Annotated in this window: 12 protein-coding genes; 9 read left to right on the top strand and 3 right to left on the bottom strand. The window is 53.8% G+C overall.

From position 1 onward, the window contains the following. Positions 1 to 3: 3 nt before the first annotated feature. The 8 genes from P7079_RS05645 (at position 4) to smc (ending at position 12,348) form a co-directional block, all read left to right on the top strand. Positions 4 to 951, top strand: coding sequence for a metal ABC transporter substrate-binding protein (locus P7079_RS05645; protein WP_278012314.1), 948 nt, complete (start codon positions 4 to 6; stop codon positions 949 to 951). A 32-nt stretch (positions 952 to 983) separates the two neighbouring features. Next, positions 984 to 1,724, top strand: coding sequence for a metal ABC transporter ATP-binding protein (locus tag P7079_RS05640; protein WP_278012313.1), 741 nt, complete (start codon positions 984 to 986; stop codon positions 1,722 to 1,724). Beyond that, positions 1,721 to 2,632, top strand: coding sequence for a metal ABC transporter permease (locus P7079_RS05635; RefSeq protein WP_278012312.1), 912 nt, complete (start codon positions 1,721 to 1,723; stop codon positions 2,630 to 2,632). Before P7079_RS05640 ends, P7079_RS05635 begins: the two co-directional genes overlap by 4 nt. Next, the gene (locus P7079_RS05630) at positions 2,629 to 3,495 is read left to right on the top strand and encodes a metal ABC transporter permease (protein ID WP_278012311.1); all 867 of its coding nucleotides are present in this window, start codon (positions 2,629 to 2,631) and stop codon (positions 3,493 to 3,495) included. Before P7079_RS05635 ends, P7079_RS05630 begins: the two co-directional genes overlap by 4 nt. A 184-nt stretch (positions 3,496 to 3,679) precedes the next feature. Beyond that, positions 3,680 to 6,871, top strand: coding sequence for an isoleucine--tRNA ligase (gene ileS, locus P7079_RS05625; protein WP_278012310.1), 3,192 nt, complete (start codon positions 3,680 to 3,682; stop codon positions 6,869 to 6,871). After that, positions 6,864 to 8,408, top strand: a complete 1,545-nt coding sequence (locus P7079_RS05620; RefSeq protein ID WP_278012309.1) for a bifunctional folylpolyglutamate synthase/dihydrofolate synthase — start codon at positions 6,864 to 6,866, stop codon at positions 8,406 to 8,408. The genes ileS and P7079_RS05620 overlap by 8 nt, the downstream gene beginning before the upstream one ends. 1 nt (position 8,409) lies before the next feature. Further along, on the top strand, positions 8,410 to 8,814 hold the full coding sequence (gene ndk / locus P7079_RS05615) for a nucleoside-diphosphate kinase (protein WP_278012308.1): 405 nt from the start codon (positions 8,410 to 8,412) through the stop codon (positions 8,812 to 8,814). Between the two features lie 9 nt (positions 8,815 to 8,823). Continuing rightward, positions 8,824 to 12,348: a chromosome segregation protein SMC gene (smc, locus tag P7079_RS05610; protein WP_278012307.1), complete on the top strand. Its 3,525-nt coding sequence runs from the start codon at positions 8,824 to 8,826 to the stop codon at positions 12,346 to 12,348. Positions 12,349 to 12,455: 107 nt separating this feature from the next. On the opposite strand, the gene P7079_RS05605 is transcribed toward smc, so the two are convergent. From P7079_RS05605 to P7079_RS05595, 3 genes are read right to left on the bottom strand one after another with little or no spacing between them, the layout of a single operon-like run. After that, a complete protein-coding gene (locus tag P7079_RS05605; protein ID WP_278012306.1) occupies positions 12,456 to 13,130 on the bottom strand; it encodes an ABC transporter ATP-binding protein in 675 nt (224 codons plus the stop codon). After that, a complete protein-coding gene (locus P7079_RS05600; RefSeq protein WP_278012305.1) occupies positions 13,103 to 15,142 on the bottom strand; it encodes a hypothetical protein in 2,040 nt (679 codons plus the stop codon). Before P7079_RS05600 ends, P7079_RS05605 begins: the two co-directional genes overlap by 28 nt. Before the next feature lie 15 nt (positions 15,143 to 15,157). Beyond that, complete coding sequence (locus P7079_RS05595) at positions 15,158 to 15,568, bottom strand: hypothetical protein (RefSeq protein WP_278012304.1); 411 nt, start codon at positions 15,566 to 15,568, stop codon at positions 15,158 to 15,160. Positions 15,569 to 15,768: 200 nt separating this feature from the next. Between P7079_RS05595 and P7079_RS05590 the strand changes: the two genes are divergently transcribed. Then, complete coding sequence (locus tag P7079_RS05590; protein WP_278012303.1) at positions 15,769 to 16,140, top strand: hypothetical protein; 372 nt, start codon at positions 15,769 to 15,771, stop codon at positions 16,138 to 16,140. Positions 16,141 to 16,186 lie beyond the last annotated feature (46 nt).

The raw sequence follows: 16,186 nt of genomic DNA, 5'->3' as shown, positions 1-16,186 counted from the left end.
ACAATGAAAATGAATCGCATCGCAGCGCTTGCCTCTGCAGCGCTCCTGGCTGTAGGAATGACTGGTTGTTCGCAGACCCCGAAGGCTTCTTCGGCGTCGGGCAGCGCAGCAGCGAAAGAACTCAATATTGTGGCCACGACCGGCTACCTCGCCGATGCAATCGCAAATATCGCGCCGAAGGCTAAGGTGACCACGCTCGTCGCGCCCGGCGGGGATCCTCACACCCAAGAACTCACCACGGCAGATATTGAAAAGGTTGATGCTGCAGACCTGGTTGTTTGGACGAGCCATGACATGGAACACAAGATGATGAAGCAGCTCGACAACCTCGGTGACCGCTCTCTGCCGGCAGCCGAAGCGATTCCGGAGAAGGACCTGCTCCCGTGGGAAGAGGACGGTAAGGTTTCCGGTCATGATCCGCACGTGTGGAATTCACCAGTGATCTGGAAGTATGCAGTCAACGCCATTGCGTCAAAGCTGTCATCGATCGATTCGGCGAATAAAGACACCTACGAAAAGAATGCCAAGGAGTACACCGCAAAGATTGATTCGGCATTCGACAAAGCCAAGAAAGTCTTTGATTCGATCCCGGCCGAAAAGCGCGTGCTTGTGACCGGACATGACGCCTTCAACTACCTCGGTAAGGCGTTCGGTCTGGAAATTCATGCGACCGATTTTGTTTCCTCTGAGTCGCAGATGAGCGCATCTCAGCTTGATGAGCTCGCGAGCATGATTGCGAAGAAGAATGTTCACGTTGTTTTCCAGGACAACCTCAAGAATCCTGAGATTATCAAGCACCTCCAGGAATCCGTGGCAGCCAAGGGTGGCAAGGTAGAGGTTTCTGACCAGGTTCTTTACGCTGATACTCTCGGTGAAGAAGCTCCGGTGAACACCTACCTTGGTGCTTTCGAGCACAATGCCAAAGCAATCGCCGCTGCACTGACCAAGTGATCCCACTAGGTAACTAGTAAAAGAAGGAACGAATGACCTCACCACTCGAAATGCGAAAACTCAGTGCCTCTTATGGGCAGGTGCGTGCGCTCAATAGTGTCGATATCACCGTCACTCAAGGGAGCGTTCATGCGATTGTCGGGCCAAACGGCTCGGGAAAATCGACGTCACTCAAAGCTGCGCTGGGTCTGATCGCGTCGAGTGGCGAGGCTCGTTTCTTTGGGCAGCCGTTGAACAAAGTGCGTTCGCGCGTGGGGTATATGCCCCAGGTTGCCGGAGTTGACTGGGACTTTCCCATTACAGTCGCCGACGTCGTAGCGATGGGAACCTACCCAACAGTGGGATGGTTCAGGCGCGCTGGGCGCAAGCAAAAGCGTATCGCTGCCGAAGCCATTGAACGGGCAGGCCTCGAAGACGTGGCCGGACGCCACATTGGTGCCCTCTCGGGCGGGCAGAAACAGCGCGTCTTCGTGGCACGTCTTCTCGCCCAAAAAGCTGATCTGCTCCTCATGGATGAGCCTTTCGCTGGAGTTGATATGGCATCCGAGGCCACCATTCTCGATATCTTGCGCGAACAGAACGAACAAGGAGCAACGATCGTCCTGGTTCACCACAACCTGGCGACCGTGAGCGAATTTGCCTCGCACGCGAGCCTTTTATCGAACGGCAACGTTGTGGCTTCTGGGCGTGTTGGGCGCGTGTTGGCCCCCGACGTCGTTGCAGAGGCCTACGGCATCCCATCAGAAGCGACAGCGGAGGCTGTGCGCCGATGATTCCTCTTGGACAATTTTTTGCGACCTACGGGTTTCGCACTACCTTCTTCGCCGTCTTGCTCGTTGGGTTTTTCGCTGGGGGAGCGGGCTCGTTCCTCTACATGCGCGCACAGTCACTGATGAGCGATGTGATGGGGCATTCGGCAATCCTTGGTGTGGTTGGCGCATTCAGTATCGCGGCCTCGCTCGGAGCAAATGGACAATCGACGCTTGTGGTCTCCGTGGGTGCAGCGACTTCCGCATTCGTGGCTGTCGCCCTTGCAAACTGGGTGGTGGCCAACACGCCGACCAAACCGGATGCGGCAATGGCCGTTGCACTCTCGCTTTTTTATGGCGGCGGTCTGTGCGCAATTCATATTCTCAACCACAGCAAAATTCCGGGAAAAGCCGGGATGATGAGTTATCTTTTCGGTAATGCAGCAACGGTTCGCGCGGTTGACCTCTACACAGTGGCAACTCTGGGCGCTCTGGCTAGCCTTGTTGTCATTGCACTGTGGAAAGAGATTGCGCTACTCGTCTTCGACCCCGTCCTCTCACGAGTCGGCGGTTTCAGACCGCGGGCAGTTGATACGGCGCTGACGTGCGTGGTCACGATTGCAATTGTGCTGGGAGTAAAATCGGTGGGCATCATTCTTGTGGTGGCATTCGCCTTGATGCCCGCAGCTGTGGTCCGCCCGTTTGTGTCCTCAATGCTGACGATGGTGCTCGCCTCAAGCGCGATGGGAGCACTGGCTGGAGCAGTTGGTGCTTATCTCTCGATTTCTTTGGGTAATGTCCCCACTGGTCCAATCGTTGTGTTGGTACTTTTTGCCGCTTTTATTGTGTCGCTGCTTATCCGAGCCGTAGTGCCGTGGAGGCATAGACGTTCGCGCGTCCTTGATGCGCCCCGTGTGGAGGGGTGCGCATGAGTTTTATTGCTGCTGCTTTTCTTCTCGCTTCAGTGACGGCATTGACGTGTGCCCTTCCTGGCGTTTTTATCGTCTTACGAGGCCAGTCGATGCTCATCGATGCAATCTCCCATGCTGTCCTGCCTGGAATTGTGATCGGCGTGGCCATCACAGGGACGCTTCATTCACCCGTGATGACGGTGGCCGCTACGCTGATGGGCTTGCTTATTGTCTGGGTATCGAACTGGTTGCGCTCGCGTCGGTTAGTCACGGGCGACGCCGATCAGGGAGTCGTCTTTCCCGCCCTCTTCGCACTCGGCGTGCTCATCATGTCAACGGCATTCCGCGGCGTCCACGTGTCAGAAAATACCGTGCTCGCCGGTGACTTGAACCTCATGGCCTTGAGGAGTGAGCACGTTATTATCAATGGCATGAACTACGGTCCTGCTGCGATGTGGCCACTACTGGCCGTCTTTGCTCTGACCGGTCTGTACATCGGTGTTTTTTACCGTGTGCTCAAGGTGTCAATCTTCGATCGCGAATTTGCCCTCACTGCGGGAATGCCGGTTGTGGCGGTCGAGAATGGAATCATGGTTCTCGTTGCGTTGACGGTGGTCAGTGCGTTCGCCGTTGCCGGTTCGATTCTCGTTGTGGCGCTCATGATCTGCCCTGCAGCTGTCGCATTGCTCTTCGCTCGCAGGCTTTCAGGAGCGATCGCACTTACCGGCGTCGTCGCGCTCGCGAGTGCGCTTGCAGGTTTCGCGATCGCATGGAAACTTGAGCTGCCGACGTCGGCAGCGATGGCAACACTCGATGGTGTGATGTTCGTCGTTGCAGCGCTGGCGCGAAAAATTGGGCTGGAAGCGCGCGGGCGCACTCGGTAAAGTAGGAAAGGCGTAGATCCGGCTATCACCGGGGAGCACCCGGAAGAACGGCCTGAACGCTTATTAGAACCGGGCGGGTTGGATCCGTCAAAATCCCAAATGAAGTGGTCGCGCAAGCGGCAAGCGAGGTGGTACCGCGCATATTGCGTCCTCGTGAGGTATTAAGTTAACCCGAGGAGCCACATTGAGCGCCAAATATCCGCTTCACCGCGATACTGAGCTGGTCGCGTCGCCAAATTTCCCCACGCTGGAAACCGATATCATCGAATACTGGAAGAACGATGCCACCTTCCAGGCGTCCATTGATCAGCGCAGTGAGGGCGACGAATTCGTCTTCTACGACGGTCCACCATTTGCGAACGGCCTTCCGCACTATGGCCATCTCCTCACGGGCTACGTCAAGGACCTTGTGGCCCGTTACCAAACACAGCGTGGACATCGTGTTGAGCGTGTCTTTGGTTGGGACACGCACGGCCTTCCTGCCGAACTCGAAGCAGAGAAGATGCTGGGGATCACCGATAAGTCACAGATCGACGAGATCGGAATTGAAGCTTTCAATGATGCTTGCCGCCAAGGCGTTTTCACATACGTTAATGAATGGGAACAGTACGTCAATCGCCAGGCGCGCTGGGTGGACTTCGCAGGTGGTTACACCACTCTGGATCCGAGCTTCATGGAATCAGTGATCTGGTCCTTCAAGACTCTCTATGACAAGGGCCTCGTATATGAGGGATACCGGGTACTGCCATACTGCTGGCATGACCAAACCCCGTTGTCGAATCACGAATTGAAGATGGACGCCGACGTCTATCAAGATCGACAGGACACCACCGTCACCGTCGGCTTGCGTTTGGAAAGTGGCGAACTTGCCCTGATCTGGACCACCACACCGTGGACGTTGCCATCGAACCTCGCTATCGCCGTCGGCCCCCAGATCGACTACGTCACTGTGGAGCCCACCGAAGGTCCGCTCGCAGGCGAGAAGGTTATCGTTGCGCAGTCGCGCCTGGCAGCGTATGCCAAGGAACTGGGTGAAGAACCCGCGATCACGGCCACAATGAAGGGGACGGAGCTCGCTGGTAAGAAGTACCATCCGATCTTCGATTACTTCTCACGTGAGGACGAAGCACCTGGCGAAAATGCTTGGCAAATAACGACCGCCGATTATGTCTCTACGGAAGATGGAACTGGCCTTGTTCACATTGCTCCGTACGGCGAAGAGGACATGCTCGTCCTGTCGGGACTGAAGATCAAGGTTGTGGAAACCGTTGACGCCGCGGGCAAGATGATGGCGAATGTCCCAGACTACGAAGGCATGAATATTTTCGATGCCAACCGTCCGATCATTAATGATCTGCGTGATTCAACTGGGCCGATGACACGACGTTCGGATGACATCCGCGCTGTGCTCGTTCGCGAACAGTCCCATGTGCATTCCTATCCGCACTGCTGGCGCTGCCGCAGACCACTGATGTACAAGCCTGTCACGTCGTGGTTCGTGGCAGTGACTGAATTCCGTGATCGTATGGTTGAACTCAATCAAGACATCACCTGGCAACCTGATTACATCAAGGATGGGATCTTCGGTAACTGGCTCGCTGGCGCTCGTGACTGGTCTATTTCCCGCAACCGTTATTGGGGTACGCCGATTCCGGTGTGGCAGAGCGATGATCCGAACTATCCGCGCACTGACGTGTACGGATCCTTCGAGGAACTCGCCCGCGACTTTGGTGACGTACCGCGTGACCGTGACGGCAACCCGAACCTTCACCGTCCCTTCATCGATGAGCTCACTCGTCCAAACCCGGACGATCCGACAGGCAAGTCCACGATGCGTCGCGTGAGCGACATTCTGGATGTGTGGTTCGACTCTGGTTCAATGCCCTACGCCCAGGTTCACTACCCGTTCGAGAACCAGGAATGGTTCGAGACGCACTTCCCAGGCGATTTCATTGTCGAATACATCGGGCAGACACGCGGTTGGTTCTACGTGATGCACGCTTTATCCACCGCACTGTTTGATCGCCCTGCCTTCAAGAGCGCGATTTCACACGGTATCGTCCTCGGTAACGATGGACGTAAGGCATCGAAGTCGCTGCGTAATTACCCCGATCCGATGGAAATGTTCGATACCTACGGATCGGACGCTGTGCGCTGGATGCTGATGAGCTCGCCTGTTCTTCGCGGAGGTAACCTCGTGGTTGCTGAGGAAGGCATTCGTGAGTCAATGCGCCACGTCATCTTGCCGCTGTGGAATGCTTACTATTTCTATGCGCTGTACGCCGGAACCGTGAATAACGGTGAAGGCTATCTCGGCAAGCAGGTTGACTTCGATTCGTTGGACGAGCTTGACGTCATGGATCGCTACCTGTTGTCCCGCGTGAAGATTCTTGCTGATTCAGTGCGTGAACACCTGGATGCACTGGAAATTGCTGAAGGCGCAAATGAGATCCGCGAATTTGTTGAGCTGCTGACCAACTGGTACGTTCGCACCTCGCGTGATCGTTTCTGGAATGAAGACCTCTGTGCCTTCGACACTCTCTACACCGCGCTCGAAGCACTGATGCGCATCGCTGCTCCGCTTCTGCCACTCGTGGGCGAAGAAATCTGGCGTGGCATCACAGGCGGACGTTCCGTTCACTTGACCGACTGGCCACAGTGGCCGGATTCGGTTGTTGACGAGAACCTTGTCGCTGTGATGGACGAGGTGCGCGATGTCGTTTCAGCAGCTCACGCTCTGCGTAAGGCCAATAAGTTGCGCGTGCGCCAACCTCTTGCCTCAATGACGGTTGTTACTCCACTCGATCTGTCTCCCTTCGCGGAACTGATCGCAGGTGAAGTGAACGTCAAGGAAGTCAAGATTCAGGGCGCCTCGGAGTCGGGCCTCGAAGTTCGCACTGAGCTTGCTGTACTTCCGCGTGAACTGGACCCGTCCGTCCGCAAGCTCACCTCTGCGCTGTTCAAGGCGGCGCGTGAGGGCAACTGGGAGAAGGCCGACGGCGGTGTGCTGATGCATGTCGAGCCTCCAGTCACGCTGACCGAGGGGCAGTATGAAGTGTCAACAGTGATCGAAGCTGAGGAAGGATCTGTTGCATCCGTTCTTGACTCAGGATCGTTCGTGGTGCTTGATACTGTCCTGACCCCTGAACTTGAAGCTGAGGGATATGCTCGAGATGTCGTCCGTGCGATTCAGGACCAGCGCAAGGCAGACGATCTGCACGTAGCTGACCGCATTGCACTGACACTCACTGTTCCGGCTGACCGCCTGAGCGCAGTCGAAGCGAACCTTGAGTTCATCAAGTCTGAAACGCTTTCGCTTGAAGCCACAGTTTCGAGCGGAGAATCATTGGAAGTGAAGGTAGAAAAGATTGGCTGACAATCTGGGGAACGATCCGTTCATTGACGAAGATGAAAGTGGCGACATTAGCCCTCAAGATGAGCGCGAAGCGGAGCTCGCGCAGCTCCTCTCGTCACCGCTATTCGCAGGGCCAGATGCGGCAATCGTGGAAGAAATCAAGGATTGTGACGCACCTGATCTTGACCCGGCATATCTCCTCGCCAAAGACGCCGAATTAGAGTCTGAGGTTGAGCGGATCTATGCCCAGATTGTTCAGCGCGCCCCCGAACACAAGGTGCAACCCTCTCTTGAACGAGTGCGTCAGGTGCTCGACATGATGGGCAACCCCCAGAACGCATTCCGAGCAATCCACATCACGGGAACGAACGGCAAAACATCCACGGCCCGGATGATTGAGGCTCTGTTGCGTGAACGGGGGTTGCGCACAGGGCGGTTTACCTCACCGCATTTGAATAACGTCCGAGAGCGTATCTCGATCGACGGCGAAGCGATTTCGCGTGCGTCGTTTATCCAAGCATGGGAAGATGTTGCTCCTTTTGTCGAGATAGTCGATGCGCAAGGCGGGCCACGCATGAGCTTCTTTGAAGTGTTCACCGTGATGGCCTACGCAGCGTTCGCTGACGCGCCCATCGACGTCGCCGTCGTCGAAGTCGGTATGGGAGGCCAGTGGGACGCTACGAATGTCATTGACGCTGAAGTAGCAGTCATCACGCCAATCTCTCGTGACCATGAAAAGTGGCTGGGATACGAGATCTCACAGATTGCTCACGAAAAGTCCGGAATCATCAAAGAAGGGGCAACCGTTGTTACCTCTGCACAGGTGGAGGACGCTGCACGCGAAATTCTTTCTCGTTCAGCGCAGATGGGCGCCACCGTGATCCATGAGGGACCGGATCTTCATGTTGTGAGCCGCGAAGGCGCACTCGGCGGACAGATGGTGACGATTAAGACTCCGTCGGCGGTCTATGAAGATGTCCCATTGGCGATGCTGGGAGCTTTCCAATCGGAAAATGCTGCAGTGGCTTTAGCAGCTGTTGAGGCATTTTTCGGTGGCGGAGCTCTCCCCGGTGAGGTTGTCGAGCACGCGCTCATGTCCACCGTTTCACCTGGGCGAATGGAAGTCGTCAAGCGCTCGCCAACGGTGCTGGTGGATGCTGCACATAACCCTGCGGGTGCGAAAGTGACCCGCGAGGCTCTTGAAGAAACGTTCCTCGGCCCACGCGTTGCTGTGTATTCGGCGATGGCTGACAAAGATATTGAAGGTGTGCTCAGTGAACTTGAGCCAGCCTTCAATGCCATCGTCATCACTCAAATTGAGGGAACGGATCGCGCTGCCGATCCCGAAGAACTTGCGCAAATCGCACGTGAGATTTTCGGGGAAGAGCGCGTTGAAGTCGAATACAATCTGATGGATGCAATGACGCGGGCATCGGACCTGGCAGAAACTGCTGATCCTGATTCCGTGGTGCCGGGAGTCACCGTGGTTCTCGGTTCAATTGTGCTGGCGGGGCAGGCTCGCCACATGATGGGCGCCCAGGCGCCAGATAAGGCATGATATGCGCACTCTGATTCTGCTCAAGCCCGATGCTGTTCGCCGTCACCTTGCCGGCGAAATTTTGGCACGCATCGAGCGCAAGGGTTACACGATCGACTCTCTCAAAATGCTCACTGCGTCAGATGAACAGCTCGCTGCGCACTACGCCGAGCACGTTGGCAAATCTTTCTATCCCTCGATGGCTGCATACATGAGCTCCGGCCCAATTGTTGCTGCGGTGATCTCTGGTGAGCGTGTCGTTGAAGGTGTCCGCTCAATCTGCGGCGCAACCGATCCGACGTCGGCGGCTGCCGGCACAATCCGTGGCGACTTTGGGCGTGACTGGGGCACAGACGCAATCGAGAACCTGATCCACTCCTCCGATTCGGTCGAATCAGCCGAACGCGAGATCTCTGTGTGGTTCTGAGGCACATCAGTGCATCTCAAAACGCTCACGCTCAAGGGCTTTAAGTCTTTTGCTGCGTCAACCACGATGCGCTTCGAGCCGGGGATCAACTGTGTCGTTGGTCCCAACGGCTCGGGCAAGTCCAATGTGGTCGATGCACTGGCGTGGGTGATGGGCGAGCAAGGGGCGAAGAACCTTCGCGGCGGCAACATGGCCGATGTCATCTTCGCTGGTACAGCAAAACGCCCAGCACTTGGTCGTGCAGAAGTGTCCCTAACGATCGATAACACTGACGGGGCTCTTCCAATCGAATACTCCGAGGTCACCATTACCCGCACCCTCTTCCGCGCGGGCGGATCAGAGTATGCGATCAACGGCACTCCTGCCCGACTACTTGACATCCAGGAGCTGTTATCAGACACCGGCATGGGCCGTGAGATGCATGTCATCATCGGCCAAGGCAAACTCGATGAGGTCCTCACCGCGACGGCGCAAGACCGCCGGGGGTTTATCGAGGAAGCCGCAGGAGTCCTCAAACACCGGCGTCGAAAAGAAAAGGCGCTACGTAAGCTTGAATCCATGGCAGGAAATCTTGCCCGAGTCGAAGATCTCGCTGGTGAGTTACGCCGGCAATTGGGGCCGTTGGCGCGGCAAGCTGCCACGGCTCGTCGGGCACAAACGATTCAGGCAGACGTTTTTGATGCGCGTGCCCGACTCCTCGCCGACGATCTAGCTCAATCGCAAGCGCGTCTGGAAGCCCAGAGCCTTGATGAATCTGCGATGAATGAACGTGCCTCGCAGATGCGGCTTCAGGTGTCCCATGCGCGCGAGGAAGTCAATCGACTTGATGACCTTGCTCAGGCTACCACTTCGCAATTTGCTGATCTCACCGAACAGTGGCAACGTTTAACGTCATTACATGAACGTTTTCGATCACTCGCTGACCTCGCTACTGAACGTTTTCGATCGCTGAGCAGTGTCGGTCCCTCCACCCATCGCGGGGAATCACCAGAGCGCATGTATGAGCGCGCTCAAAATGCACGCGAAGAAGAAGAGGAACTGGCTCGCAAAGCTCAAGAAGCACGTGACGTGCTAAGCACAGTTATTGATCGCCGTCAGGATGCGCAAACCAATGAACGTGCGGCGGAGAAAGAGCTGGCTGTCGTTCAACGAGCTGTGGCAGATCAACGCGAAAACAGTGCGCGCGTCAACGGAAAAATTGCTGGGCTCACATCGCGAATCGAATCTTTGATCGAAGAGCGAGAACGTGTGTGCGCGTCGATGGAAGCGGCGAAGGAAAGAACGCATGTATCTGCAACGCAGGTCTCAACTCTCGAACGTGACATTACCGCGCTGTCAGGTGGAGATGATGAGCTCTCCGCTTCATACGAAGATTCCACGCGCGAACTGGCTCAGGCAAAGTCGCGTCTTGACGAGGCGCGCACAGCTCTCAACGTGGCCCAAACGACCGCCGTCGAGTGGAGAACGAAAGCCGAAACTCTCAAGTTGTCACTTGCCCCACAAGATGCAACAGCCTGGGCACTTGACGAACACGGTGCGCGCCTAGCACGCGACGCGATCCAGGTTCGACATGGATGGGAGAGTGCTGCAGAAGCCGCATTTGCAGGAGGCGCAGCAGGAGTCGAAACCGACGACGTTGACGGCGCACTCGATCTTCTCCGTGCGGCGCGCCTGGCGAACGCCGGGCATATCGAAGTCATCATCCCTCTCGATCAGCCTATCCGAGACGACGAAGCAGCGCGAGAGGTACTGAAGGCGACCCAACTTGCACACGAAGACGCATGTCTAGCGACCGATGTTGTGAGCGGAAAATTTGCTTCGCTTCTTGCTGGCACTCTTCTTGCTGTCGATTTGGCTACTGCCCGAAAGCTACTTGCTGCTGGAGCTCAGCGCGTAGCGACGATGGATGGCGATGTCATCGAGCAAGGCCATGCGTGGGGTGGAGAAGCGGCAGCTGCTGCTCTCCTTGCGCGTCAGTCAGCTTTTGACGATGCACTCGCTCAAGCCGAGAAAGCACGCACAGAACAAGCGCAGTGTGAGCAGGCGGTGAACGTTGCTCAAGCGGAACTGTCGAAACTTGAGGACGAGAATGCGAAGATTGCAGCTCAACTCAGTGCTCGCGATTCACATCTGGCTGGTTTATCGGCACAGCTGGGTGTGCTTCGTCAGACCGTTGATGCAGCCAATGCGGAAGTACAACGAGGGCAAGATCGTCTCGACGCGCTTGCCGCTGCCGTTGCCAAATACACTGAGGAAAAGCGACAGCTTGAGGACTTTGCCGTGAACCAGAACGGCGACCCTGCCGCTCTTGAAGCTCGGGCACATGAGCTTCACACCCGCTACGAAGATGCCCATCGGGCAACGATCGCAGCCATGGCTGAAGAAACCGAAGCGCGTCTTCACTTGCGCACACGCGAGGAACGTGTGCGCGCTGTCGCTGGTAAAGCTGATGCTCTGGAAAATACTGCGAAGGCTATCCAGGCGCGAATTGACGCCGAACAGCGCGCTGCTGAGCGTCGGGCAGCTGGTGCCACGATTGCCCAACGTGTCAGCGAAGATGCTCAGCGCGCGTACACATTCACCGCAACACTGCTATCACAGGTGACAACTGAACGAGAGGGAGCACAGTCGCGGATTTCGCAATTGAATGTGGATTTGACCGCTGCACGTCGTCACCTTGATCGACTTCTTGCAGAGCAACGCGAGTTCGACGATCTGGCTCACCGACGCGAGGTAGCTCTCACTGAACTGCGGATGGCTCACACCCAGCTGGAAGCGCGCGCAATTGAACAAGTGGGCGTAGAAGCTGGCGCACTTGTGGCCGAATACGGCCCGCATTTGATGATTCCCACCGACGACGGCGAGGTTCCATTTGTGCGCGAGGCGCAGGAACGCAGGCTTGCGAAAGCCGAACGTGATCTGGCCAAGCTCGGCAAGATCAACCCCCTTGCTCTTGAAGAACATGCCGCCCTTGAAGAACGTCAGCGATTTATCACTGACCAACTCCAGGACCTGAAAAAGTCAAGAAATGACCTCCTCAGAATCGTCCGTGATATTGATACCCGCGTGGAAGAAGTACTTACGAGCGCGTATGCAGATGTTGCCCGCGAGTTTGAGGGTGTGTTCTGTCGACTTTTCCCTGGGGGAGAAGGCCATTTAGTGCTGACTGAACCTGACTCGATCCTGACCACGGGTATCGAGATTGAAGCTCGTCCGCCAGGTAAGCGGGTCAAGCGACTTTCATTGCTTTCAGGCGGCGAACGTTCCCTTACTGCTGTGGCATTTCTTGTGGCGATCTTCAAGGCTCGACCCTCGCCGTTCTATGTGATGGACGAAGTTGAGGCAGCCCTTGATGACGCGAATTTGTCGCTGCTCATTGATATTTTCAAAGAGCTTCAAGAATCTTCACAGCTGCTCGTCATCACTCATCAAAAACGCACGATGGAAATCGCTGACACGCTTTATGGCGTGGCAATGGCAGAAGAGGGCGTGACGTCAGTTATCTCCCAGCGTCTTGCTGATGTGAAACCTTGATTGCGAATCTGAAACTTTGATTGCCGATGTGAAACTATTGGCAGTGACACGCTGCTGGCAGCAGGTATGCGCTAGCTGATGCGCTCTGGCAGGGTGGCAGGAGGGCATCATGATTGCGTGCGTGGGATTAAATTCACCGTAAAATCTGTTTTTGCAGCAAGTATGGGATCGTGAGTAACGATGACGAGAGCACATTTGTGTTCGCGTGTCAGTGAGAAGATAAGTTCGGTGACTTCACTAGACAGCTGTGGATCTAACGCAGCTGTGGGTTCATCTGCAAGGATTATTTGTGGATCATTAATTAAAGCTCGTGCCAAGGCGACGCGCGATTTTTCGCCTCCAGAAAGGTTGTTTGCAAGAGCCATCGGATCAACATCGAGATGCACAAGTAGCTCACGTGCTTTTTCCTGAGCATGTGAATCATGCCGATCCCATGACACACGTGGCAGCATAACATTTGCTAAAGCATCATATTCTGCGAGCAACGCGCCGCCTTGAAATATTGTTCCAATCATTTGACTGCGAAGGCGGGCTAGCTGTCGTTTTCCAAGCGAATGGATATCGGTTCCGCCAACCATGATTTTTCCTTGTAGTGGGCGGTAAATGCCGAGGATTGTGGCTAACAGAGTGCTTTTCCCAACGCCAGATCTTCCTGTGATTGAGATGCTTGTGCCAGGTAGAAGAGAGAAAGAAATTGGTTCAAAAAGTTCTGAAGAAAAACCACAGCTGACGTGTGAAAGGTCTAATGTCTCACTCATAACTGTTCCTTTCCAGGTATCCATCGATATGCAAAATAAGGAATGTAATAGGCAGATATTGCAGCAGACACTATTGCGTTAACTGTCAGCGCAACTGCAATAAAAATAAGAAAAGGCAGCGGTAAATCGAAATGCACTGTGGACACAATTTGATGTGAGATGAATAAGGCCAGTGCGAGAGCGAGAGCATTGGCAACAAATTCGGTTGTCAATGCTCGCAAAGCGATTGCGCGTGCAATCCTGGTTGAAGTGCCACTAAGTGCTCCAATGGGAGCAATCTCTTGCGCTTCCTTTTTCGCTCGTTTTACTGTGGCCTGTATTGCTGAAAGGATCCACATTATCAGCGTGAGGCTAATGAAAAATGGTATCCACAAGAGCTGGTGTTGATCTTTGTTATCGATCGTTTGTGTAGTTTCACCGACCTGGGTAGTCAGAAGCGGAAAAGGGCTAGATCGTAATGTTGAGGGGACGGTGGCTTGTGAATCCCTTGGCATAACAGTAAGTAGGGTTGCACCAGATGAGACGTGAGATAAATCGTTAGATTCTTGACCGTAAATGTTGCGAAGAAGTGAGAAGTAGGATTGCACATCTTGGGGTAATGGTGCCTGCTGAGGAATTATTAATTGCCCAGAATCACCGAAATCAGGTATCAGAGCAATTCGTGCATCTGGTGAAAGATTATGTTGGATTTCGTTGACGATTTTGGCGCAGTCGCCTTCTGCGTCTGAGCAAATGACCGTGCTCTCGTATGCGAGTGCGGATGTGGGGCGCGGTAAACCAGGGAAGGACTGTTGAACCATCGCTGAATAGGAAAACATGAGTAGTGTTGCCACAAGGAGAAAAATCCCGCTTATTGAGGGCACGAGCATTGTGGCACGTGCATGAGATCGAAGATAGGAATAAATCGTTTTGTGAAGAGCGTTGAGGCGTGTATACCTCATTAGCCGTTGAAAGAATATTGCAATTTCGCTCAAGAACGCGTGCATACCGAGTGCTGTAAAAAGTATCGAGGCAATGGCAACCAGTACTGCGGCAATGTCGGGCAAGAGATAGCCGAATTGTCCCACGGCGATTGCAAGTGCGATTCCTAATACAACACCGTAAATATTGGAAGCAAAAACAATGCCGCGTTGGCGTTGGCGTTTGCGGAATGCGATACGAAGGTTTGCCGGATGTGTGAGGTAAATGAAAATTCCGAAAAATGTAAGGATTGCTATTCCCAAAAATCCAAGGTAAACAGAAGTGCTAATTTGTGTACTCAGCGTGTATACCACTATTGGAAGGCGAATCTTGTAGTGAAGGACGATAAACCCAATGCTAGCGGCGATTACGCCTCCCATGATAAGAGGTGGCGTGATCTCACGGGCGTACATTTTACGAATAAATGTTGGTGGAATACCGATAGCCTCTAAAATGAATTGGCGTTCATACCTTGCCAAGGTTAAAGATTTGCGAGTTGATCTGACATAGACCAGTGCAGGAACTACTAGCGTGATGACGGCTAATGGCAGGAGATATATTGCATTGGCTTCATAGAGTGGTGCGCCAAAGGCAGTATTGGTGAACTTTCCGAAACCTTGTGCAAGGTAAGCACTGTTGCTCTCACGTGCAAATTCGATGAATTTTTGGCGGTTGTTTGAGGCAACGTAGATAAATTTTTCTCCTGGCAGAACCGACTGCTCACTGATATAGCCTGCGACTTTGCCAAATTGCTCAGTAACGTAATCGAGATCATGAGATAAGGCAGGGGATATGAACGCTTCCCCGTGTTGGGGCCAACGCGTTAATCCTGGAGGAGGTGGAGTTTGCCCCAACGGTTCGAGAACCATGACGTAGACAAATTCGCCCTGATGGACGGTATTATCCAAACGATAAGCGAAGGTGGCTTGATCCGCATCAGCGGCGAAGATTGGGTTTCTTTCACTAGCAATCGCAAGTCGGTTATTAATTTCCTGAGGAATAAGGAAAAGACTGGCGATAGATAGCAGAGAAAACAAGGTTGCGATGACAACCTTAAAACCGTCATGGAACTTCATCTACGTTACTTACGATTACTTGCTGCGCCATTTTCCGCATTTTGCAGGCCAAGGAAAAGTTTGCGAAATGCAAGGTTGTAATGCAGTTATACGATCACCAACATTTCTCTCAACTGTAGTTCCGTAACCGGACTTATTCGCGAGTCCATCTTGGGCAAGACCGCCGTCGTAGAGATAGTTTACTGCGGGAAATTGTCCGTCAGGTTCAGAATCTTTGAGATGAATAACCGAATTATTCGATGTGAGCCAGGTTGTCTGCCCGTATTCGTTACTGATGCCTAGTGCAGAAGCAACGGATGTTCCGGCCATCATACTAAAGGCCAAGAAAATCGGAATCAAGCGTGTTTTTTCATGTCTGTTCCTTCGTCGTTGAAGATTATATAAATTGTTTTGTTGAACAGGAAACTTTGCGTTAAAGATTCCCATTCACCAGCAATTATACGTGAAGAACGAAGCATGTGTGGGGCGATTCACATCTAAATTTCAGCGAAGTTTAGGCGTACATGCTGGGCGCTCATGAGCGCCAGAGTAACGTTGCATAACTGAAACTCAAAGTTTCCTAATTGTTACCGAAAATATGCGTTTCGCTATACCAAATCTCTGTCGGAACTTCGTAGATTGGTTACGTGGTTTGGACGATTATTTTCACCTTCGCTTTGCTCTCACTTGCACTCTTCATTATCGCCGCCGTGGTGATGCGCACTGACGGCGTGGATTTGACGAATTCCGAACAGGTCAATAATTGGGTGAAGACTCGTGTGAATGATGCCCGGGCACCCCAAGATGTTCAGGTGAAGGTGAACGTGAGCCGCGCAGGGGTTGGCGATATCTTTTCCACCTTTGGCGAAGGATCAAATCGCGATGTTGAGCAGGAACTTGACCTGCTTCCCGGTGGTGAGAAGCTCCAAGAGTATTCCGGAGTTTTATATGAGGCTGCTGTGAAGGGCGCAAACTCAATGGCTGCACGGGCGAAAGGTCTTCGCAAGAACGAAGAATGAGCATGAGCAAGTGGCGAAAAACCGCCAAATGCGACACACTTAAAGG

The sequence above is a fragment of the Arcanobacterium canis genome (genome assembly GCF_029625435.1).
Lineage (GTDB): Bacteria > Actinomycetota > Actinomycetes > Actinomycetales > Actinomycetaceae > Arcanobacterium > Arcanobacterium canis.
Note: the sequence above shows the minus strand (reverse complement) of the source record. Positions and strands in the feature narration are given on the sequence as shown.

Coding starts and splice junctions, on each gene's coding strand:
- P7079_RS05605 (WP_278012306.1), bottom strand. CDS start 13,130: ATGGATACCTGGAAAGGAACAGTTATGAGTGAGACATTAGACCTTTCA.
- P7079_RS05630 (WP_278012311.1), top strand. CDS start 2,629: ATGAGTTTTATTGCTGCTGCTTTTCTTCTCGCTTCAGTGACGGCATTG.
- P7079_RS05635 (WP_278012312.1), top strand. CDS start 1,721: ATGATTCCTCTTGGACAATTTTTTGCGACCTACGGGTTTCGCACTACC.
- P7079_RS05640 (WP_278012313.1), top strand. CDS start 984: ATGACCTCACCACTCGAAATGCGAAAACTCAGTGCCTCTTATGGGCAG.
- ndk (WP_278012308.1), top strand. CDS start 8,410: ATGCGCACTCTGATTCTGCTCAAGCCCGATGCTGTTCGCCGTCACCTT.
- P7079_RS05595 (WP_278012304.1), bottom strand. CDS start 15,568: ATGGGAATCTTTAACGCAAAGTTTCCTGTTCAACAAAACAATTTATAT.
- P7079_RS05600 (WP_278012305.1), bottom strand. CDS start 15,142: ATGAAGTTCCATGACGGTTTTAAGGTTGTCATCGCAACCTTGTTTTCT.
- P7079_RS05645 (WP_278012314.1), top strand. CDS start 4: ATGAAAATGAATCGCATCGCAGCGCTTGCCTCTGCAGCGCTCCTGGCT.